Here is a 20,551-nt window from a genome sequence, read left to right on the forward strand (position 1 = left end):
CTGGGCAAATGACTAATGAGTAAATCCGAATGACTAAATAATGACGAGGATCGAATGGCGAATGATGGCGTCTATGGTCGAATCGAGACCAGTGGCCCGGCGCGTGGCGCGTGGTCGTAGGATGGGTGTGGCGACAGCCCGCCCGTCCATCAGCGTGCTGCAAGCACCACGGCGTACGTGCGTCCTGGTGGTCGGGCGGTTTGGCGGAGAGGTGTTTGTGTGATGAAGAACATCCTGCGCGCCAAACACACCCAACCTACGGCTGGCGTGCTGCATGACTCGTAGGATGGGTGTGGCGACAGCCCGCCCGTCCATCAGCGCGCTGCTAACACCATGGCGTACGAACGTCCTGGGGGTCGGGCGGTTTGGCGGAGAGGTTTGCATGAGGCTCAGGAATCGGAATGCGCCAAACACACCCAACCTACGTTCCGGAGAGCGCTTCGGCATTCGGCATTATTTCGGCATTCGGATTTACTCATTAGGCATTTCCATCACACACTCACTTCCCAAAGCACTGCAGCCGCCCATCCATCGTGCTCACATACACACGGCCCTGCGCCACAGTGATGCCATCCCACACGGCGGGGCTGGTCAGCTCCAGTCCGGCGCTTTGCTCGCCGGTCTCGGTGTTCACGGCCCACATCTTGGCACCGCGCTTGCCTTCCAGCGCTTCGTCCTGCTCTTTGAGCTCCTGCAGGATGGCGGGGTCTTTGGCGGCGAGGCGTTCAAAGGCGTACTCTTCATCAATGGTGTCCGGTGCGCCGCTCACCAGCACGGTCTTGCCGGCCAGCGCCATGCTGCGGGCCACGATGGGCACAAAGCGATCCCAGGTGTGCTTCACAAAGCTGCCGCTGTTTTTGCCCCCTTTGCCACCGCCTGCGGCATCGCCCTTGAACCAAAGCGCGCCGCCCACCTTTCCTTTCCCTGACTCCACGCCTGCGCCCACGCCGTGGGCTTCATTGCCGGAGCTGTCGCGGGAGTCGCCGTTGTCAAAGTTGCACACCAGGACGGCGTCGGCGGGTTTGGCGTCCGGCTCTTCAAAGCGGCGCTGCACCTCGGCGGCGGTGAGGGCCTTGTGGTAGATGGCCAGCTGGTCCAGCAGGCCGCTGTAGGCTCCGGCGCTCTCCTCAGCCACGCCGTTGCCATTGCCCACGATCAGAGGATTGGCGGGCTTGGCGGAGATGAGGTTTCCGGCGGTGCCTTCGGCCACCAGCTTGCCGTCTATATAGAGGGTCATCTTCTTGTCTGCCGCCAGCACGCCTGCGATGTGGTGCCAGCCGTCGCCAAAGGCCTCGGCGGAGACAATGGTGCTGACCTTGCTGTCATCGCGGATGTGGAACTGCGGCTTGCGATCATGGAAGTCGAGCCCCACACCGAGGCGCGGGCCGCCGTGATTGATGATCGTGCCGCTGGGCTTGTCTGGCAGTACCCAGGCCTCCACGGTGATGGCGGTCTCCTTGGGATCAAGCACCGGCGTATCGGGGAACTGCACGCTGCCGGGGATGGGTGCGTTCTTGGCCTTGGCTCCGCCTTTGGCATTGCCCTTGGCCTCGCCGCCTTTGCCCTTGCCTTTCTTTTTGGCCTCGGCCTGCGCCTTCAGAGTCTCGCTGTGGCCCACCTGCGTTTCACCTTTGGGCTGCACGGCCAGCGGCACGCCCTTCTCATCCAGCACGACGCTGTTGCCTTTGCGCTCGGTGGTGGCGGACTCGGTGTCGTAGGCCTCCTCCGGTGGCGCTTTGGGGGTGGCAAAGAGGGTGTACTCCATCGTGGTCGTCCACTTGTAGTACTGCGCCTCGCGGCCGTAGGAGTACACGTTCTTGTCATCGTGCACCAGAATGCGGCCCGCAGGCGCATACTTGCCTGCCTGGAAGTAACCACCGTGACCACCGGCGAAGCTCTTGCCATAGACCCAGTAGCTGCGGTGGAAGTTCGAGTCGTCGAGGAAGCCCATCGGTGCAAAGAGGTGCTGCCCTTCGCCTTTGTGCGCGCCGCCCTGCTTGTCGAAATCTCCGCTCACAGGGCCCACTTCCACACGCTTGCCATCGGCCCCGATCTTCTGCGTGCGCAGGAAGGTCCACTTGCCGTCGCTGCTGAGGATGTCGTTCAAAGCGACCGGCATCTGCAGGGTCTTGTGGCGGTCGTTCAAATCGCCGCCGGTGTCAGGATCGCGGTCATCGTAGTTCACCTTCACCTTCATCTCGCCGGTCTTGGCGTCCACACGGTAGAACCACAGGCCGCCATCCAGGAAACAGGAGTGGCCGGAGACGAAGCTGACGAGGCCGTTTTCCACCAGCACGCTGCCGTGCACGGGCCACACGCTCTCCATCATCTCCCACGCGCCGTGGCTCAGCATGACGGGTGCGCCTTGGAACTTCCACACCAGCGCGCCGTCCTTGGCACGCAGGCAGTAAACGTTGCCGTCGTTGCCACCGACATACACGCGGCCCTGCCAGTAGGTGGGCGGTGAGTCCATGCGACCACCGGCGATGAAATGCCAGGCCTCCTTGCCTGTGGCGGAGTCAAAGGCGTGCAGCGTGTGCTTGTCCACTTCGGAGACAAAGGTCAGCCCGGCGGCGCTGGTCGTCGTGCTCAGCGGTGGCGTGAGCTTCACCTCCCAGGCCATGCCGAGGTCCTTCTTCAGATCCTGATTGGAGTAGCCGCTACGCGCATTGTCAGAGCGATACGTCGGCCAGTCCTTGGCATCGGCGGGCTTTTCCTCGATGGGCTCGGCGTAGGCGGGGCCTTTGGTCAAACGCGCGCTGTCCGCCGTGTGCGGCGGCATGGGATAGCGCGGCGCGGAGGCCATGGCGGCCATGCCGTCCAGCTTGGCCTCGGGGTAGCAGGCGCAGTTGTGCGGACCGGCATACGTGAGGCCGTTGCAGGGCAGCACGCCATAGAGGCAGGCGCCGCGCACCCAGTGGTTCAGGTCCCAGTGCTGCTTCTCCATGTCCACATACTCGATTCCGGTGCGGGACGGGATGATGAACTTCTCCGTGGCCTTCGCCATGTAGCAGCGATGGTGGAACCAGTAGGTGCCCTGCGGCACGTCGGGGTAGAACTTCTTCTTCACCTCGCCCGTCAGCGGATCGCGACCCGTGTACTCACCGGTCTGGTTTCCCTGCGTGGTGCCCGCATTCCACACCAGCCCCTGGGCCACAATGACATCTTCCATGCTGCGGTAGCCGCTCTTCTCGTGCGAGGAAGACCACAGCTCCTTGCCCGTGTCCGCGTTGATGCCCTTCATCAATCCATCGCCACCGGCATACAGGATCACGTCATTGTTGAGCACCACACGAGGGGCAAAGTTGAACTCATAGAGCTTGCGGCGCGCCTCCGGCACATCGGCAAAGAGCACCGCGCCCGTCTTCACATCGCGGCTGGTGAGGCCATCGCCGTTGTAGTACACCATGCGCTTGTCATCCAACGCCAGGGTGATGGGCCCCACCTTGTCGTCCACTTTCCACAGCGTCTTGCCGCTCTCGGCGTCCAGCGCCATGAGGTGCCGCGTCTTGCCATCCCAGTTGAACTCCGTCTCCACGCGCTTCTGGTCGCTCTGCTGCTTCACGGCAAACTCTTCGTTCAGCCGCCACGCCTCGGGATTCACCAAGGCATAGAGAGTTCCATTCCGATACAGCAGCTCTTCCGCGCCCTTGGTCTGCGGATACTCGCGGATCACCTCGCCCGTCGCGCCATCGAGGCAGGTGATGGGATCGGAGATACCGAGCGTCACATACACCTTGTCCCCAATCGCTGCGAGACGCCTCGTGAGCTGCGTGGGGCCGGACTTCAGCGGCCACAGATGCGTGCTCCACTGCGGGATCGACTTTTTCCACAGAATGGTGCCGTTGAAGGCATCGCGCGCGATCAGCGCAAACTTGGCCGGCATCAGGATGGAGATGCGGCTGCCCTCGTCCATGATGTAATACAGACGCCCGCCCGCGCTGACCTCCGCGCTCACGGACGACATGCGGTCATGGTGGCGGCTCCAGCGTGGATTTCCCACCCACTGCATGCGGCTGGGCGGCCCGGTGAGCATGTCCTTGGAGGTGGGATTGCCCTTCGAGTCATACGCATAGTGCGTCCACTCATCCATGCCCTTCGGCCAGGGCTTCACGATCTTCTCCCAGCCGCCGCCCGCCTTGCGCACCATCGCCACGCCCAGCGGCGTGAGCACGCGGTCGATCTCCGCCTTGTCCACCGCAGCGGCGTCTTCCACCACCAGCAGGTTCACGTAATTCTCGATGTAAGGGAGGTGCTTCCCATCCCAGGAATCCACCGCCACGGGGCCGTACTTGCCCGTCTGATGAATCGACTCGCGAATCCCCGGCAGCGCCGCTGCATCCTGCGTGAGGCCCTGCACTTGGTAGCGCTCGCTGGCCCGCAGCGCCTGCGTGGTTTTGCCATCCCCGCAGCCCACATGGACGATGATCCCGCCCTTCACGCCCGATTGGGAGAGCAGGTCGGCGGCATCATCAGCCAGGAGTGGGGAGGAAAGCAGGAGGCAGGTGAAAAAGCGTTTCATGCGGTTGAGTGACAGCGCGTAACGATGCCCGCAAGGCGGATGTTTCCGGTGTTTTTCAGGACAGGAGCGCGGAATTCATTCCGCAGCTCTCCGCCGCCCGCAGAACTCTTATTTAACAGCGGCGCTCTCCACACCGGGAACCAACGTGCTTGCGCCACGCAGACACGCATCTCCTGCTTCGTGTTTGCGACCTGCTGCGGACTAAAGTCCGCGCTCCGGGGCTGCGTGGCACGCGCATGCGACGGGTGCTCTTTTCGACTCAGTGTCGGCTTACCCTCACTTGAGCCATATTCCAAAAAGCCTCATTGACACCGCACATGCCGTCCCGGCATGATGCGGGTTCTTTTTCCCCCTCATGCTCCGCTTCACCCTCTTCGGCTTCCCCGTCCAGATCCACTGGATGTTCTGGCTCAACACCGCGCTCATGGGCGGAGCCTTCAGCGCCGACACACCTGAGGGCTTTCGTTCAGTGCTCGCCTGGGTGGTGGCCGTGCTGCTCTCTGTGCTGATCCATGAGCTGGGTCATGCCATGGCCATGCGAAACTACGGCGACAGGCGCGTGGGCATCGTCCTCTACGCCTTTGGCGGGCTGGCCATCGGCAGCAGGCCGCGCACACGGCAGGAGGATTTCCTCGTCAGCGCCGCCGGTCCGGGGCTGGAGATCCTTGCCGGTCTGGCCGTGGGCTGGTCCATCACCCTCTGGCCGCCGCCCTCGCCCTGGCTGCACCAGATGCTGGATGCCTTCACCGTCGTCAGCATTTTCTGGGCATTGCTCAATCTGATGCCCGTGCTGCCTCTCGATGGCGGCCACCTCTGCCAGGCCTGGCTCGGCCCTCGCAAGAAGCGGCAGGCCCTGACCATCAGCATCGTCTGCGCCGTGTGCCTGGCACTGCTCTCCGTCATCGGCGATCTCTGGCTGCGTCTGCAGAATACCGTCCTCAGCTTGCTGGACATCGATGCCGGCATCCGCGTGGGCAGCGGCCTTTTCACCCTGCTGCTCTTTGGCATGCTGGCCTGGAATAATTGGAAGGAGTTGCAGAATGAGCCGCAAATTCCTTGGATGAACGCGCGTTGAGAGTGCATTGGACTGTTTTTGTCCCCTGATGCTCCTCTCCCGAACACTTTTGATCCTTTTCGCGGCGGCCACCCTCGCCGCCGCCCAGTCTCCCAAGCCCGAGCTCATCTCCCCCCAGGTGAAGGCCGCCGTGGACAAGGCCGTGGCCTGGCTGATCCGGCAGCAGAAGTCGGCGGGCTTGATCGTGGACGAAAAATCCGACGCCAGGCCCAAGCGCGGCGACCTCCCCTCCCACAGCGCGGCCATGACCTCGCTCGCCCTCATGGGGCTGGCCTCCGTGGGCCACATGCCGGACGATCCCACCCCCGAGGGCCAGGCCTGCGGCCGCGCCCTGCGTTACGTGGTGGAAGGCGTGGAGCCCGATGAAAACGGCTACCTCGGCCGCAGCGACCGCTCGCGCATGTACGGCCACGGCATCATGTCTCTGATGATGGCCGAGATGATCGGCCACGCGCCGGACGAGGCCACGGACAAACGCCTGCACAAGCAGCTGGAGGGCGCCATCCAGCTCATCATCCGCTCCCAGCAGGTGCCCAAGAGCGAGGCCAACCGCGGCGGCTGGCGCTATGAGCCCAGCTCCAGCGACAGCGACATCTCCGTGAGCGTGTGGCAGGTGATGGCCCTGCGTGCCGCCAAGAACGCCGGATTTGACGTGCCCAAGGGCGCGATCGACAGCGCCGTCTCCTACATCAAGCGCAGTTACCGCGTGGAGCGCGACTCCAATGGCAACCCGAAGAGCGACAGCGCCGCCTTCAGCTACGAGCCCTACGGCGGCCGCCAGACCTTCTCCACCACCGCCGCCGGACTGCTCTCCCTCCAGGTATGCGGCCAGTACGACGCGCTGGAGGTGGTGGGCTCTGCCAACTGGCTCATGAAGTCCCCCCCCGAGATCAATGAGCCCTGGTTCTTCTACGGCTGCTACTACTACGCCCAGGGCATGTACCAGCGCGGCGGCGACCACGCCGCCACCGCGCGCCAGAAGACCGAGCAGACCCTCATCGCCGCCCAGGGCCAGGACGGCAGCTGGTACCCGCGCAATGGCAACGAAAAGAGCGCCGGCGCGGTGTATGCCACATCCCTCGCATTGCTGAGCCTGAGTGTGCATCATCACTTCCTGCCGATTTATCAGAAGTAGGGGGCGGGAGATCCGATCCGGTAGATTGAGGGCTGTATCTGACTGAATTGTCCCCGGCCCAAGCATGTTGGACGTTGTGGCCTGACTGGCATCTTATCTTCTGACGGAGGATAGCCGTCCCGGCTGTCCATGGGAGACAGTGCCTCCGGCCTGTCCTTCCAGCCCATGGTGATCGATCCCGCTGGGTGGAAGCTGGAGGCGGGACGCCTCAGGCCCCGGTCAGGCCGGAGGCCTAACCTCCATGCCCCTACTCCCGTCGAAGGATAGGCCTCCCTGGGCCAGGACGGCAGTTGGCACTCGCGCAACGGCAAACGCATGCCTGCTTTGGCGATCTTGGACACGGCGGAGGCTTTCCTTGTTCCGCAGGAACAAGGCTACGCTGGCTCCGCCTAGCGCGGGAGCGCCAGGTAGCGCAGTTCCTGTGGAACTGCGGAGCGCCCCCTTCATGCCGCAAGTATGCGTGTTCCTCTGCGGGCATTGAAACGCTACGGGGCCAAGCACTACGACAATTTTGGCCGATGAGCCTGCCCCTTTTTTTTGATCTTCGTTTCCCTGGCGGTGCTTTCCGAGGCTGAGCGCTCATCCTCTCCATCGACCGAGTTTCGGAGGTTTTGGCGGTTCGTTTTGAAAGGTTGCCTATGACGACCGCGCGCCACCCCATGGGGGTATTGGCGGTTTCGGCGGTTTTGGCAGTTCCTTTTAAAAGGAGGCCTTTCTCTGTAAAGCAGGTGAAGCCGGATGTTTTGAGGGTTTTGCTGGTTTTGCTGGTTCGTTTTAAAAGGGGGAGCTTTTCTCGTGGGGAGGTTTCGGGGGTTTTGCTGGTTTTGCTGGTCCTTTTTGAAAGGGGGAGGCTCTTTTCCATCTCCCAGGAGGAACCCAGCGGCAGGGGTTTTGTCAGTTTTGGCAGTGGATTTTAAAAGGGGGTCGTTGTTTTCGCAGACACTCAGACAGATGGAGAAGGGGCGGGCAGAGAGAATTTGGATGCCTAAGGGACCAGGATATTGTTTTGTGGTAGGATGCCATGGAAAGATGAAAGGAAGATCTCTCTCGTATCCTCAGGAAGTACTCCTGAAAGACAGGATAATCCCCCTGACCCGCCATCCCATCATGAGTCAGCCTTGAGAAGGCTGCTGCTGCTGGCCAGCCAGGAAGCTCCATCTCAGAATGTGCAGGACAGGTGAAATCCTCTGCGCATTCCTTCCTCCTCCCGCCACTGGCTGCCATGAAAGCAGATGTCGTAGGATGGGTGTGGCGAAGCCCGCCCGTCCATCAGCGTACGGCAAACACCAAGGCGTGCGAGCGTCCTCGAAGTCGGGCGGTTTGGCGGAGGGGGCACGGGTGGATGGCACCCTTTGGACGCCAAACACGACCGACCTACGGCCGGAGCGTCATCCATGAAGGTAACGCAGACCTGCTTTCAAAGCAGTCACAGCATCATAATACCAGTAGAAACTATATCGTTACATTTAACACCACCCCTTTCCTGCCCCCCCTTTTACAACACTCACCCCTCCAAGAATGCACTGACAAAACTGACAGACCTCCCTGGAGCCAAAACCTTGGGCCGACGTTTTGCCTCCTCCTGCCATGACATTCCCCTTCCCCTTTCGGGCCACCTTTCTCTCGATGCTCCTGAATATCTCCCCCTTTCAAAAAGGACCAGCAAAACCCCCGAAACCTCCCCACGAGAAAAGCTCCCCCTTTTAAAACGAACCAGCAAAACCAGCTAAACCCTCAAAACCTCCCTTCTCGAGAAAAGCTCCCTCTTTTAAAAAGCACCGCCAAAACTGCCGAAACTGCCGAAACTGCCGAAACTGCCGAAACACCTTCCGCTGCCACCTCGTCAACATCACCGCCCGCACCCGCAGCGCTCTGGTCTTTGATCCCGCCAAAGAGCAGTTGATCAGCAATACGAATGCTTCCAAGAAGCTCCGGCGCGAGTGACGCGATCAGCGGGCCACTCTGATGAAATGAGCCGTTTTTTCTTGGCATGATCGCCCCATTTGGGCCTAAAGTGGATCAGCCCGTACTTTCGTGCTGGCTTACTTTACTGCCAGCCCCTTGAAAGGAAAAACATAGCCATGGATGTATTCGGAATGATGGGTTTCATGTTCGGTATGATGGGCTTCATTTTTAGCATGACAGCCTCCACGCAAATCTCCGCGCTGAAAAAGGAAGTCGATCAACTAAGGGCTGAACTGCAGCGCAGAAGTTGATCCTGCGTCTCAGAGCCCGGGGCGTTCCCCCGCCCCCTGCGGAGTTCATTTGGAGCACGATAGCGAAGCTGCTGTTTTCGAGCGTCTCCCGACAATCACAGCCCCTGCCAACCTGTGCGAACTCATAAGCTGCTCGGTAGAGAGAGACTGGACACCTGAGACTTCGTGCGTCTTGATAGCATGCCGATGCCCTTCCCAACCTCCCCCCGCCTCCCCTTCCTCGCCTGCCTGCTGGCGCTTTCCGGGGCCTGCGCGCTCATCTACCAGATGGCGTGGCTGCGGGAGTTTCGGCTGGTGTTTGGCGGGGCCACACCGGCCACAGCGGCGGTGCTGGCGATCTTCATGGGGGCCATGGGCGCGGGCAGTGCGCTGTTTGGCCGCAGGGCGGAGGCCTCCGCGAATCCGCTGCGGCTGTATGCGTTGATCGAGCTGGGTGTCGGCGTCGCCGCGCTGCTCACGCCGCTGCTGCTTGCGCTGGTGCGCTGGCTGTACCTGAGCACCGGCGGCATCGCCGCGCTGGGCGTGGTGCCGGCCACGCTGCTGCAATTGATTCTCGCCACCGTGGTGCTCGCCCCGCCCTGCCTGCTCATGGGCGGGAGCCTGCCTGCGGCCTTCAAGTGGGTGGAGACAGACCAGGATGCGCAGCGTGGCAGCCTGGGCGTGCTGTATGGCGTGAACACCCTCGGCGCGCTCGCGGGTGTGCTGCTCAGCACCTTCTGGCTGCTGGAGCTCTGGGGCATCCGTACCACCGTCATGGTGGCGGCAGGTGTGAACCTGCTCATTGGTGGCATGGCGTGGTATGCCGCCCGTGGTGTTCAGGAGGCGGCGGAAAAGGAGAAAGACTGGAAGGCGGATGGAAAACAGGGCTCTCCGGGCGCGCTCACGCGTCGCTTCCTCTATGCCGCCGCAGGCATCACCGGCTTCACCTTCTTCCTCAGCGAGCTCGTCTGGTTCCGCATCCTGGCCCCGCTGCTGGGAAGCTCGGTCTATGGCTTTGGCCTGATCCTCGCCCTGGCACTTGCTGGTATCGGCCTGGGCGGCCTGATGTACCGCACGCTGTGGGCATCGCGCGCGGGCGCGGTCACGCTGACGGCGCTCTCTCGTGTGGCGGCATGGCAGGCGCTGTTTCTGGCGCTCCCCTGGGCGCTGGGAGACCGCATCGCCGTCTTCGCCATTGAGGCAAACCAGCTTCGCTCACATGGCCTCTCCGGACAGATCGCGGGCTGGGCTTTGATCGCCAGCCTGCTCGTGCTCGGGCCGTCCATCCTCGCAGGTGTGCAGTTCCCGCTGCTGGTGGGCCTGCTGGGCAGCGGCAGCCGCGATGCGGGCCGTCATGCAGGCTACGCCTATGCGGCGAACACCCTCGGCGCCATCCTCGGCTCCCTCGCGGGAGGTTTCATCCTGCTGCCCTGGCTCAGCGCGCTCGGGGCCTGGCGCTGGGTGTTTGTGCTGACGCTGGTTCTCAGCCTGGGGGCCGCGCTTCTGGGCGCACGCTCCATTTCAAAGCGGGCGTGGCCTGTCACCGCCGCCCTCTGGCTCAGCGCAGGCTGGCTCATGTTTGTCCCCACAGGCCCCACCGCCGCCTGGCGGCACAGGCCCATCGGCTATGGCCGTGTGGAGGCGCTGCCGACCTCCATCAACGGTCTGCGCGGCTGGCTGCATGCCAGCCGCTGGAAGATAGCGCATGAATTTGAAGGCCGCGAGGCCAGCGTGGCCGCCGTGGACAGCGACGACGGCTACTGCCTCTACGTGAACGGCAAGTCCGACGGCTCCGCCTTTGGCGATGCCGACACGCAGGTGATGCAGGGTCTCGTGCCCGCCATGCTGCACCCCGCGCCGCACACCGCCTTCATCGTCGGCCTCGGCACCGGCACCACCGCTGGATGGGTGGCCGACGTGCCCGGTATGAAACAGGTCGATGTGGTGGAACTCGAGCCCGGCATGGCCGCCCTCGCCCGCGATCACTTCGCCCCGGTGAACCGCGATGTGCTGGGAAAGGCCAACGTCCGCCTCATTCCCGGAGACGCCCGCGAGGCCCTGCTGGCCGCAGGAAGCCGCTACGATCTCGTCATCTCCGAGCCGTCCAATCCCTACCGCGCCGGGGTTTCAACCCTCTTCACTCAGGAGTTCTACACCGCAGCAAAAAACCGCCTCACTGAGCACGGCCTCTTTGCCCAGTGGGTGCAGGGGTATGAGGTGGACGCCCAGGCCATCCGGCAGGTGTATGCCACGCTCACCTCCGTTTTCCCCCATGTGGAGACCTGGATCTCCGGCCCGAACGACCTGCTCTTCATCGGGCACCAGAAAGCACCCGGATATACCATGGAGCAGCTTCGCGCACGCATCGCCCAGCCGCTCTTTGCCGAGGCGCTGAAACGCGTGTGGCTCACGAATTCCGTCGAGGGCGTGCTGGCCCATCACCTTGCCACGCCGGAGTTTGCCCGCACTCTGCTGCAGGCCAGCCCGACCGCCATCAACACCGACGACCGCAACCTGCTGGAGTACGGCTTTGCCCGAGCCCTCTCCAAGGACAACACCTTTGAAACCACTCAGGTGCTTGCCATGGCGATCGAGCAGGACCTCGATGTGCCCGCGCACCTCGCCTCTCAGATCGACCGCACCCGCCTCACCTACGAGCGCCTGCGCATGCTCGCGGCGGACGGCGCCAGCTTTGACATGCTGGACCTTCTCAGCGGCGACGACCAGCGCCGGGCCGAAGCCGCCGACGCCTTTGCCAAAGGCGACTACGCCACCGTGCTCTCCGCCTGGACCGGCACTCCCTCCAGCCCCGGAGAGCAGCTCATGCTGCTGCAGTCCGCTGCACAGGCCGGCACTTCGGAACAACTGCAGCCCCACATCGCCACTCTGCGTCAGGACTGGCCCGCCGATGCCCACTTTGCCACCGCGTTGTTATCCTTCCGAAACGAAGCCTACGACGATGCCGCCGCGCGCCTGCTCGATGGATTCAAAGCCCTGCGCCCGCAGGTGTGGGTGCGGCTCTCCTCCGTGCAGACCGCCCTCTCGCTCGTGCCACCTCTAGCAGCCAACAACCGTGATCTCGTGCCGCAGTTCATGGCCGTGCTGAACAAGCCCTTTCCCGGCGGCTTGGCCGAGCCCAGCCGCCTGAACACCCTGATCCAGATCATCCCCCTGCTCACCCCGGCGCAGCAAATCGAAGTGCTCTCCGAGTTTGAACCGAACCCGCCCTGGCAGCGCCAGTTCCTGGAGTTTCGCGCCAAAACCTACCGCGCCGCATCCCATGCGCTCGCACCGCAAGCCGAGCGCGATTTGCAGGAGTTCCTGCGGCATGCGGATCGTCCGCTGAATGAAGCTGCGGACAAGGAACGTTAATGCGAGATGATCACCAGAGAGGGATGATGACCTTAATCCTTCTTTTTTCGCATCTGCTTATGGCGGACCCAAAAGGCTAAAATAGATCGATTGGCCGCCCAGTGCTGCAGGGTTTCTTCGTCGATATCATAGCCTGCAGTGTCAGGCACAAGGTTCTTCATGAGTACGTTCACAATCCTTTCCTGCACTTCTTCGGGAAGGCTGTCGAAGCGTGTTTTCTGTGAATTGATGCCCCAAGACATAACAAAGGCCACTTTGGAACGTCTATCTCCACAGCGCACCGTTTTTGTTGTCCCCGTTCCCTCCCCATGCTCTCCACCCTGCTCGTGATCCTTGCGACGGCTGCGGCTGAACCGCTGCCGGACACCAAGATCGAGGCGCTGCCACGCTCGGCCGCGCTGCCCGGCGACACTCCTGCCAGGATCGCCCTCGGCCGCATGCTGTTCTTTGACCCCATCCTCTCCGCCACGCGCGATGTCGCCTGCGCCACCTGTCACAGCCCGCAGCATGGCTGGGCGGATGCACGCCCCACACCGCTCGGCGTGCATGCCAGCGGCATCGGTCCCGCACGCAGGCTGGTGCAAGGCGCGGCCTTTCAGCCGCTCACGCGCAACACGCCCACGATTCTCAACGCCGCCTTCAACGGCATCGAATCCGGCAAGCCTTTCGATCCCGCCCAGTCGCCCATGTTTTGGGACAACCGCGTGCGCAGTCTCGAAGCCCAGGCGCTCGCACCCATCCGTCAGCGCGAGGAGATGCGTGGCGAGGCCTGTCGTGAAGCCGAGGCCGTCCCCGCCATGGTCGAACGCCTCAAAAGCATTCCCGAATACGTGAAGCTTTTCGAAAACGCGATCACCGCAGCAAAAGTCACCCAGGCCATCGCCGCGTATGAGCGCACACTCATCACACCCGACAGCCCTTTTGACCGCTTCATGCGTGGCGACAAATCCGCTCTCACGCCCGCGCAGCAGCAGGGCATGCAGGCCTTTCAGAAAGCCGGATGCGCCCTCTGCCACAACGGCCCCATGCTCTCCGACTTCAAGCTGCACGCCATCGGCCTCACCGACAGCGCCACCCGCCGCACCGAATTCCGCACGCCCTCCCTGCGCAATCTGAAGCACACCGCGCCCTACATGCACCACGGCGGCAGCACCACGCTCGATGAAGTCCTGCTCTTCTACGACCGCCTCATGGACCAGGCCGCCGAAACACTGGAAGGAGGAGACACCAGCAGCCTGCCCCCGCTCGATCCCCTGCTCCGCCATATGAACATGCTGCCGGAAGACCATGAGCCGATCAAAGCCTTCCTCGAATCCCTCAACAGCGATGATTACGACCAGTCCGCGCCTGAGCGCCTGCCGAGTGGATTGAAGCCCTGAAGAGATGGCCGCAAAAGTGCGCAAAAAATCACAAAAAGGATGAGCCTGACCTGACAGCCTGCCTTCTTCTCTCTGTTTTTTTGATTCCTTTTCTTGCGCCTTTTTGCGGCCATACGATCTGCTCACCACTCATCCGTCCGGAACGGCTGCGCGGGCAGTCCGTCCAGATTGAAGAGGTTCGCCCATTGGAAGGCGTTGCTCCATGCATAGCGCACTGCGGCAGGCTGCGGCACGTCCTTGCTGGAAACAATCACGGTGTCGCCCTCGATCACGGCATCGGCCCACACGAATTTCTTGTCGGCTCCGGCGATGGAGAATCCCTGCAGCCTGTCGCCGTTTTTGAAGGCGAGTCCTTTGCCGCTGTGCTTGAACTTCAGCGTCACCTTGCCGCCAGCAATGGAGTGGGATGCCAGCTGAGGCCCCAGGTATTCATTCCCCTTCTCATAAGCCACCGCCAGCGCCACCTGCACGGCACGCGCGCCGTAGCCGGACTTGTTCGGCGGATGAATGCCATTGCCCAGATCACTGCTGATGACCATGTGCGTGTTCGGATACTTCATGATCTGCTCAAAGACCACGTGCGAGTACTGCATGTCCGGGTTGTTCGGAATGGTCTTGGGCAGCGGCGCAAACTTCTCGGCCAGACGATTCATGGGCTGTGAATAGTCAAAGGCGCAGCCGCCACCGCTGGGCTTTTCCACATACAGCCAGGGGAAGTCACCCTGCCCCCAGGCCTTGCGCCAGCCGCCGATCAGCGCGCCCATGAGCGTCACCTGATCAACGCCCACGATGTTGGTGCGGCTCTCGCCCTGGTCCCACAGCACTCCCTTGATGCCATAGCCCACATACGGGCGGATGAAGCGCTCAAAGAGTTCGCCCACCTTGCCAAAGTTCGTCTCGCCTGCCTTGCCCACCGGCTGCGGCGCGCGTGGTGCGCGGGCAGGCTCTTTGCCCGCCTTCTTGTCGGCCTCGGCCTGGAGTTTCCAGGCGGCGAACTCGGCATCCCACTTCGCCTTGTCCACGGCATACTTGGCCAGCAGCTCGTCATACTTGTAGGTCGGGGCAAACTTCTTCACCGCCTCAGCGCAGGCGGCATCGCTGCGGTACATCTCCTCGCTCAGCCAGAAGCCGGAAGGCGTGCCACCCACCGCGCCCACCATGAGGCCCACCGGCACACCGATCTCCTTTTGCAGTGGAAAGCCAAACGAGAACAGCAGCGCGCTGAATTTCACATTTGTCTCCGGCGTGGATTGCTCCCACACCGCGTTCGCGTCCTTGCGCAGCAGGCGCAGGTGCGGGTAGCTCTGCTTGGAGGCGGCATCCAGCACGGGGTCGTCCTTGGTGTAGCTGCTCACCGTCATGTCCATGTTCGACTGGCCGGAGCCCACCCACACATCGCCCACCAGCACGTCCTCGATCTTCTTGTCTCCGATCGTCAGCGTGCGCGGCTCGGTGCTGGCCTGCAGTGCATCCAGTTTCACGCTCCATGCGCCCTTGTCATCCGCCGTGGCCGTCTTGCTCTGACCAGCAAAGGAGACCGTCACCTTTTCTCCCGGCGCCGCCGTGCCCCACACCGGCACCGCCATGCCACGCTGCAGCACCATGTGCGGCGTGAAGACCTTGGAGAGCTTCACTTCGGCATGCAGTGCGGAGGCAAACAGAAGCAGGGAGAGGCAGGCGTGGAAACGTTTCATGTGACAAGGCTATACGAGCGGCAGCCTCCGATCTAGCGCCCGCATGCAGGATGGAGGATAGGCCTCCGGCCTGTCAGCGGATGACAGCCGTCCCGGCTGTTCTGAGATCAAAGCACGCCGTTACCTTCCAGACTGGAGGCGGGACGCCTCAGTCCATTGTCAGGCAGGATGCCTGACCTCCGCTTCAGAAGCGCCACGCGCCCGGAGGATAGGCCTCCGGCCTGTCAGCGGGAGACAGCCGTCCCGGCTGTTCTGAGACCACATCCCCACCACCACCTCCCAGACTGGAGGCGGGACGCCTCAGGCTATCCGTCAGGCAGGATGCCTGACCTCCGCAAACCGCCACGCCAGCACGCGGCTCTTCTTCTGCCCCTGCGCCATCTCGATGATGCGTACCTCCGCAGCCTTCGCCTTGCGCAGTGTTTTCTCCAGCGGCCCCAGGTTCTCGCTCTTCGACACCAGCGTCGTGAACCACCCGCACTGCGCGGAAAACTCCACGCTCTCCGCGATCATCCGGCGGATGAAGCCCAGCTCGCCACCCTCGCACCACAGCTCGTTGGACTTGCCGCCAAAGTTCAGCCCCGTCCTCTTCGCGCCCAGGTTGCGCAGCTTCCTCTGCGTGCCTGCCGCTGCTTCCGCCGCAGAAGCATGAAACGGCGGATTGCACATCGTGAGATCAAAGCGCTCGCCTTTCCCGATGATCCCGCGAAAGCACTGCTGCGCCTGCTTCTGCAAACGGCACTCGATCAAGCCCGCCACACCCGGATTCGCCGCCACCAGCTTCCGCGCCCAGCGCCACGAGGCAGGGTCAATCTCCGCCCCCACAAAGCTCCAGCCATACTCACTCGCGCCGATCAGCGGATAAATGCAGCACGCCCCCATGCCGATGTCCAGTACACGCACCTCAGCACCACGCCGCAGCGCAATCAGATCCGCCAGATGATGGATGTAATCGCTGCGCCCAGGAATCGGCGGGCACAGCGCCCCGGGCGGGATGTCCCAATGATCCACTCCGTAGGCACTCTTCAGCAACGCCGAATTCAGCGCCTTCACCGCCAGCGGGTCTGCGTAGTCGATGCTGTCATCCCCATGCGCATTCGGCTTCACAAATGCCCCCAGCGCCGGGCTGCCCGCTACGAGCTGCGGGAAGTCGTAGCGCGTGTTGAAGCGATTGCTCGGGTGCAGTCCTGCTTTGCGAACCTTGTCCATATCAGAAGCACTCATGAGGTTGGCCACAAAGAAACGCAGAAACCGCAAAAATAACCGGAACAAACATCTCCCATTTTTTGAATAACTTGGCGTCCTTTCGCTGCCATTGGATCCTCACCGTCCACGTCCCGTCGGACTGCTTCCACGGCCAAAGGCCTTCCTGCTGCGAAAGTGCAGCCACTCCCGTAGCATGAACGGCACCCTCGCCCGCTCCGCCTCGGTCATAGAATGTTCAAGCGCCAGCGCCTTCGTTCGCTCGCTCCGGAAGGCGCCCTCCGCATGGGCATACCAGTAGCTTCGCGCCTGCCGGATGTGACGGCCCAGGTTTTTGATGGCTAAAGAGTCGGAGAGCGGCCTGGAGCGGAAGTTCTTTTTGGGAGGCATGGGATGGGAAAACATAGATGCATGCGGAAGCCTGAAAAAGCGAATGACATGGAAATTTCAATTGCCCTTCCGCCATGGAATCGGGTAAAACGCGGCCATGCATGCACGCTGGCAGATCCGGATGCTGATTTTGGCCGGGTTCGTCTCTTCATGCCCATGCAGAGCACAGGAGCCCGGAGTCCAGGTCACGCTCAAGGTCACCGCCGTGAAGGAAAGCGACTGGCAGCATGAGATGGCCGCAGGAACCACGCCAGACGGACTGCGCGAGCGCCTCCACGCACGCACGCTCGCGGAGCTGACCGGCGAGGTGAAGGAAGAAGGCACCACCGTCATGCTCAGCGGTGAGAAAAGAGACATTGTCACCCGGTGGGAATTTGACCGCATAAAGGATCAATCCCTGGCAAACAAGACCGCGCAGGAGCTCATCGGCACCGAGGTGCGGCTGCAGCAGGAGCCACCGAAGAACCAAACCGATGCCACCCGCATCAGCCTCAGCCTGATTCATGATCTCAGCCCTCCGCAGTCGCAGTCGTTCTCCTATGCCAATGCGGCGGAGGGAGCCGAGCGTGAGAAACACAGCGTGACCGCCCCGCGTTTCGAACGCCTGCGCTGGCAGGGAGAGGTGCTGGTCGGAGTGAAGGAGCGCATGATCGCCAACTTCGTCCCCGCAAACGATGCGAGCACGCGGATCGTCGTCTTCTTCAAAGGCAGCGCCGGCAGCCCCCTCGCTTCGAGCCTGGAAATGCAGCAGACGATTTACCGCATACCGGAGCTGGAGATGATCGAATGGCTGCTGCAGAGCAGGCCGGACGACACAGCCCTGGCCGCCCATCTGCAAAAAGCGGTGACCGCCGGGCGCGCCAGCATCGTCTCCAGCACCGCCCTCTCCGTGGCTCCCCATGCCAGCACGGAATTGCAGACCGGCACCGAATGGCGGCTGCCCTCGGAAGTGGATCAGGTCTTGGACCGGCTCTATCTCGTCCCTATCGCCTTTGGAAAAGCGCTGGAGGGCACGCGGTTGAAGGTGAATGCCACGGGAGATTTTCACAGTTTCTGCGCTCCCCGTGCACCACTGGCCGTGCGCTGGCCCACCTCATGGCTGCGCGCCAGGGATGAGCAAGGCAATGGCACCAGGGCGCTCCATGGCTGGATGGACTGGTATGACCGCTTTGAGCAGGAGATTGTGGGAGTGCCTTTGTCCGCCAGCGCTTCCCCGCAACTCGTGGCGATGATGCAGCCTGCGGATCAGGTTTGGGGTGCCGATCGCAAGGGACGCTGGCTGGATGTCACACTGGCGCAGCTCTCAGGCGACGTCCCCAAGCCTGTGGAGAAGCCTGCCACACCGACACCCGCTGATCCCTTTGCTTCGCCACCCAATCCTTTCACCACAGGCTGGTCAGCGAATTCACCGACGATGCGCTCGCTCTTCCTCGGCATCGCACTCGACACCAGCACGGCGCATGCCCTGCTCCAGTCACGCCAGCCGCAGCAGGATGAGGCCCTGCTGCGCGATCTGCTGGCCCGCGTCAAACGTGGCGAAGGGCGGGTCATAACCAGCGCGTTTTCGACCCACAATTCCAACCGCTATGCACAAAGCAGTGCGCGCCTCCATGCCCGCCCCACAGAAATGCCCAGCATACCCTCCGCCTGGGAGGATGTGCCCGTCGGCACCCGATTGGAGCAGGACGGGCAAATCCTCGCCTTCATCCAGGACCTGGCACCGCCCGCACGCACGGAGTGGAAGCTCACCCGGGATGTACCTGAAGCGATCATGTGGCAGCCGCGCTTCCGAAAGTTCTCCCTGACGAGCACCACGGCGGCCGTGACCACGCCCGGCACGCATCTGCTCGCAGCAGTCCAGATTCCTGCGGTGATGACCAGCGCGGATTTCCCGGCGCAAGAAACCATTTTCCTCTTCAGCCACCTCGACTCCAGTGCTGCCGCGACTGAGGACAAGCCACACGATGTCGAAATCGAAACTCTGACATTCGAGATTCCTGCACAGGATGCTGCGGCGTGGCAGGCGGTAAAAAGCCCCGACATTGCCACCTTCACCCAAGAACGCATGAAGAGTGGTCATGCAAAACTGCAGTCACAGACGCTGCTGAGGATGCAGCCCGGCCCCAACGCCGCATTGTCTGTCGTGGAGGAGTACCGGACGGCCACTGAATTCGATCCCCCATCGCGTCAGGCTCCCTACCGCATGCGGCCCACCGCACTGCAAATGATCCCGGTCGGGCTGCAACTTGAAGCGCACCTGACGGAAAAAGCCAATGGCACGGTCATTCTGGGCTTCAAACTTCAGCACTCCACCGCCCGCCCCAAAGAGCCCGGCCTGGAAGAAACCCTCCAAATCTTCGCCAGTGGAAAGGATGACTATCCGGGTGCGAAGCATGCATTCGAAGAATGGATCGAAACCTTGGACGCCCTCCCCGGCCAGTATCACTGCCTCGGCATCCTTCCCGCACGCGACGGCGGCATGAACACCACAAGCATCATTTTTGTACGCGCACGCGCGGTGAAGTAAGACGGGCCGCAAAGAAACGCAAAAAGCTTCCAAGAGACTGAAGATTGAGGCGGAACATTCCCATCCGGATTTCTTGCGGCTTTTTGCGCATCTTTGCGGCCAATGGATCCCCCATTTTCCTCTCGCCATCCCCCGTTCCCCGTTCTATCTCGCTCTGTGGAAGAAACCGACTACAAAGTAAGACTCGAAATTTTTGAAGGCCCGCTGGACCTGCTGCTCTACCTCATCAAAAAGGAGGAGATCGACATCTACAATGTCTCCCTGGAGCGCATCACGCGGCAGTACCTCGACTACATCGACACCTTCAAGGCGCTGAACATCGAGCTCGCCAGCGAGTTCATCGTCATGGCGGCCAACCTCATGTACATCAAGAGCCGCGAACTCCTGCCCCAGGCCGTGCAGCCGCCGGAGGAGGACGCTGAGGAAAACGATCCGCGCTGGGAGCTCATCCGCCAGCTCGTCGAGTACAAGAAGTTCAAGGAGGCCGCCCAGTTCCTCGGTTCTCAGGAGGTCAAGGGAGACGAGCTTTTCGTCACCACGCCAGAGCTGCCGGACCTCGACGCACCCGTCGCCAGTGTCGGCCAGGTGGGCATCTTCGACCTCATCCGCGCCTTCCAGCGCATCCTCAAGCGCTTTGAAAACGCCAGCGACTTCCGCGAGATTGTCAATGACCGCTACACCGTGGCGGACAAGATCGAGCACCTGCTCCAGATCGTGCCCGTGGGCAGCAAGATCAAGTTTGAAGACCTCTTCAGCAGCGCCGCCAGCCGTGGCGAGGTCATCGTGACCTTCCTGGCCATGCTGGAGCTCATCAAGCTCAACCACCTTCAGGTGGAGCAGGAGCAGCTGCTTGGGGAGATCGTTGTTGTACGCCCTGTGGTGTGAGGAGCGATGGGGAGAAAGAATGACGAATGAGTAAATCCGAGCCGAGCGGAGCGAGACAGACAGCCATAGGGTGCCCCTTGGGGTGAGCAAAGCGAATCAATGACTAAATAAGGCCGAAGTTCGAAGGCCGAATACCGCCTCTGCCATCATCCAGCTAAAGCTGCTAGTTCGTCA

The 20,551-nt window shown here is 62.2% G+C and carries 13 protein-coding genes; 7 read left to right on the forward strand and 6 right to left on the reverse strand.

What is annotated here, in order from left to right:
* Positions 1–499: 499 nt before the first annotated feature.
* Positions 500–4,522, reverse strand: coding sequence for an outer membrane protein assembly factor BamB family protein (locus ACZ5WW_RS02810; protein ID WP_377169860.1), 4,023 nt, complete (start codon positions 4,520–4,522; stop codon positions 500–502).
* 355 nt (positions 4,523–4,877) lie between these two features.
* Here ACZ5WW_RS02810 and ACZ5WW_RS02815 point away from each other — a divergent pair, with 355 nt between their 5' ends.
* The 3 genes from ACZ5WW_RS02815 (at position 4,878) to ACZ5WW_RS02825 (ending at position 7,649) form a co-directional block, all read left to right on the forward strand.
* A complete protein-coding gene (locus tag ACZ5WW_RS02815; RefSeq protein ID WP_377169862.1) occupies positions 4,878–5,597 on the forward strand; it encodes a metalloprotease in 720 nt (239 codons plus the stop codon).
* 28 nt (positions 5,598–5,625) lie between these two features.
* Positions 5,626–6,732 carry a hypothetical protein gene (locus tag ACZ5WW_RS02820; RefSeq protein WP_377169863.1) on the forward strand — a complete coding sequence of 369 codons (1,107 nt, stop codon included), beginning with the start codon at positions 5,626–5,628 and terminating at the stop codon, positions 6,730–6,732.
* A gap of 638 nt (positions 6,733–7,370) precedes the next feature.
* The gene (locus ACZ5WW_RS02825) at positions 7,371–7,649 is read left to right on the forward strand and encodes a hypothetical protein (protein ID WP_377169865.1); all 279 of its coding nucleotides are present in this window, start codon (positions 7,371–7,373) and stop codon (positions 7,647–7,649) included.
* Positions 7,650–8,466: 817 nt separating this feature from the next.
* Here ACZ5WW_RS02825 and ACZ5WW_RS02830 read toward each other — a convergent pair.
* On the reverse strand, positions 8,467–8,724 hold the full coding sequence (locus ACZ5WW_RS02830) for a hypothetical protein (RefSeq protein ID WP_377169867.1): 258 nt from the start codon (positions 8,722–8,724) through the stop codon (positions 8,467–8,469).
* Between the two features lie 410 nt (positions 8,725–9,134).
* On the opposite strand from ACZ5WW_RS02830, the gene ACZ5WW_RS02835 reads away from it, so the two are divergent.
* On the forward strand, positions 9,135–12,299 hold the full coding sequence (locus tag ACZ5WW_RS02835) for a fused MFS/spermidine synthase (RefSeq protein ID WP_377169869.1): 3,165 nt from the start codon (positions 9,135–9,137) through the stop codon (positions 12,297–12,299).
* A gap of 32 nt (positions 12,300–12,331) precedes the next feature.
* Here ACZ5WW_RS02835 and ACZ5WW_RS02840 read toward each other — a convergent pair whose 3' ends face one another.
* Positions 12,332–12,541 (reverse strand): hypothetical protein, encoded by a 210-nt coding sequence (locus tag ACZ5WW_RS02840; RefSeq protein WP_377169871.1) that lies wholly within the window; start codon positions 12,539–12,541, stop codon positions 12,332–12,334.
* Between the two features lie 66 nt (positions 12,542–12,607).
* On the opposite strand from ACZ5WW_RS02840, the gene ACZ5WW_RS02845 reads away from it, so the two are divergent.
* Positions 12,608–13,678, forward strand: coding sequence for a cytochrome-c peroxidase (locus ACZ5WW_RS02845; protein ID WP_377169873.1), 1,071 nt, complete (start codon positions 12,608–12,610; stop codon positions 13,676–13,678).
* 122 nt (positions 13,679–13,800) lie between these two features.
* On the opposite strand, the gene ACZ5WW_RS02850 is transcribed toward ACZ5WW_RS02845, so the two are convergent.
* From ACZ5WW_RS02850 to ACZ5WW_RS02860, 3 genes are all read right to left on the reverse strand, one after another.
* Positions 13,801–15,372 carry a hypothetical protein gene (locus tag ACZ5WW_RS02850; protein ID WP_377169875.1) on the reverse strand — a complete coding sequence of 524 codons (1,572 nt, stop codon included), beginning with the start codon at positions 15,370–15,372 and terminating at the stop codon, positions 13,801–13,803.
* Positions 15,373–15,684: 312 nt separating this feature from the next.
* Positions 15,685–16,596, reverse strand: coding sequence for a 23S rRNA (adenine(1618)-N(6))-methyltransferase RlmF (gene rlmF, locus ACZ5WW_RS02855; RefSeq protein WP_377169877.1), 912 nt, complete (start codon positions 16,594–16,596; stop codon positions 15,685–15,687).
* Positions 16,597–16,695: 99 nt separating this feature from the next.
* Entirely contained in the window at positions 16,696–16,965 is a 270-nt protein-coding gene (locus ACZ5WW_RS02860) for a Precorrin-3B methylase (protein ID WP_377169879.1), read from the reverse strand.
* 97 nt (positions 16,966–17,062) lie between these two features.
* Here ACZ5WW_RS02860 and ACZ5WW_RS02865 point away from each other — a divergent pair, with 97 nt between their 5' ends.
* Together ACZ5WW_RS02865 and ACZ5WW_RS02870 are read left to right on the forward strand one after the other, a co-directional pair.
* A complete protein-coding gene (locus ACZ5WW_RS02865; protein ID WP_377169881.1) occupies positions 17,063–19,492 on the forward strand; it encodes a hypothetical protein in 2,430 nt (809 codons plus the stop codon).
* A 156-nt stretch (positions 19,493–19,648) separates the two neighbouring features.
* The gene (locus ACZ5WW_RS02870; RefSeq protein WP_377169883.1) at positions 19,649–20,377 is read left to right on the forward strand and encodes a segregation and condensation protein A; all 729 of its coding nucleotides are present in this window, start codon (positions 19,649–19,651) and stop codon (positions 20,375–20,377) included.
* Positions 20,378–20,551: the final 174 nt, after the last annotated feature.

The sequence above is a fragment of the Prosthecobacter fluviatilis genome (assembly GCF_055388355.1).

Excerpts from the sequence above, each read along its gene's own strand:
- ACZ5WW_RS02810 (WP_377169860.1), bottom strand. The coding sequence starts at position 4,522 with ATGAAACGCTTTTTCACCTGCCTCCTGCTTTCCTCCCCACTCCTGGCT.
- ACZ5WW_RS02815 (WP_377169862.1), top strand. The coding sequence starts at position 4,878 with ATGCTCCGCTTCACCCTCTTCGGCTTCCCCGTCCAGATCCACTGGATG.
- ACZ5WW_RS02820 (WP_377169863.1), top strand. The coding sequence starts at position 5,626 with ATGCTCCTCTCCCGAACACTTTTGATCCTTTTCGCGGCGGCCACCCTC.
- ACZ5WW_RS02825 (WP_377169865.1), top strand. The coding sequence starts at position 7,371 with ATGACGACCGCGCGCCACCCCATGGGGGTATTGGCGGTTTCGGCGGTT.
- ACZ5WW_RS02830 (WP_377169867.1), bottom strand. The coding sequence starts at position 8,724 with ATGCCAAGAAAAAACGGCTCATTTCATCAGAGTGGCCCGCTGATCGCG.
- ACZ5WW_RS02835 (WP_377169869.1), top strand. The coding sequence starts at position 9,135 with ATGCCCTTCCCAACCTCCCCCCGCCTCCCCTTCCTCGCCTGCCTGCTG.
- ACZ5WW_RS02840 (WP_377169871.1), bottom strand. The coding sequence starts at position 12,541 with ATGTCTTGGGGCATCAATTCACAGAAAACACGCTTCGACAGCCTTCCC.
- ACZ5WW_RS02845 (WP_377169873.1), top strand. The coding sequence starts at position 12,608 with ATGCTCTCCACCCTGCTCGTGATCCTTGCGACGGCTGCGGCTGAACCG.
- ACZ5WW_RS02850 (WP_377169875.1), bottom strand. The coding sequence starts at position 15,372 with ATGAAACGTTTCCACGCCTGCCTCTCCCTGCTTCTGTTTGCCTCCGCA.
- rlmF (WP_377169877.1), bottom strand. The coding sequence starts at position 16,596 with ATGAGTGCTTCTGATATGGACAAGGTTCGCAAAGCAGGACTGCACCCG.
- ACZ5WW_RS02860 (WP_377169879.1), bottom strand. The coding sequence starts at position 16,965 with ATGCCTCCCAAAAAGAACTTCCGCTCCAGGCCGCTCTCCGACTCTTTA.
- ACZ5WW_RS02865 (WP_377169881.1), top strand. The coding sequence starts at position 17,063 with ATGCATGCACGCTGGCAGATCCGGATGCTGATTTTGGCCGGGTTCGTC.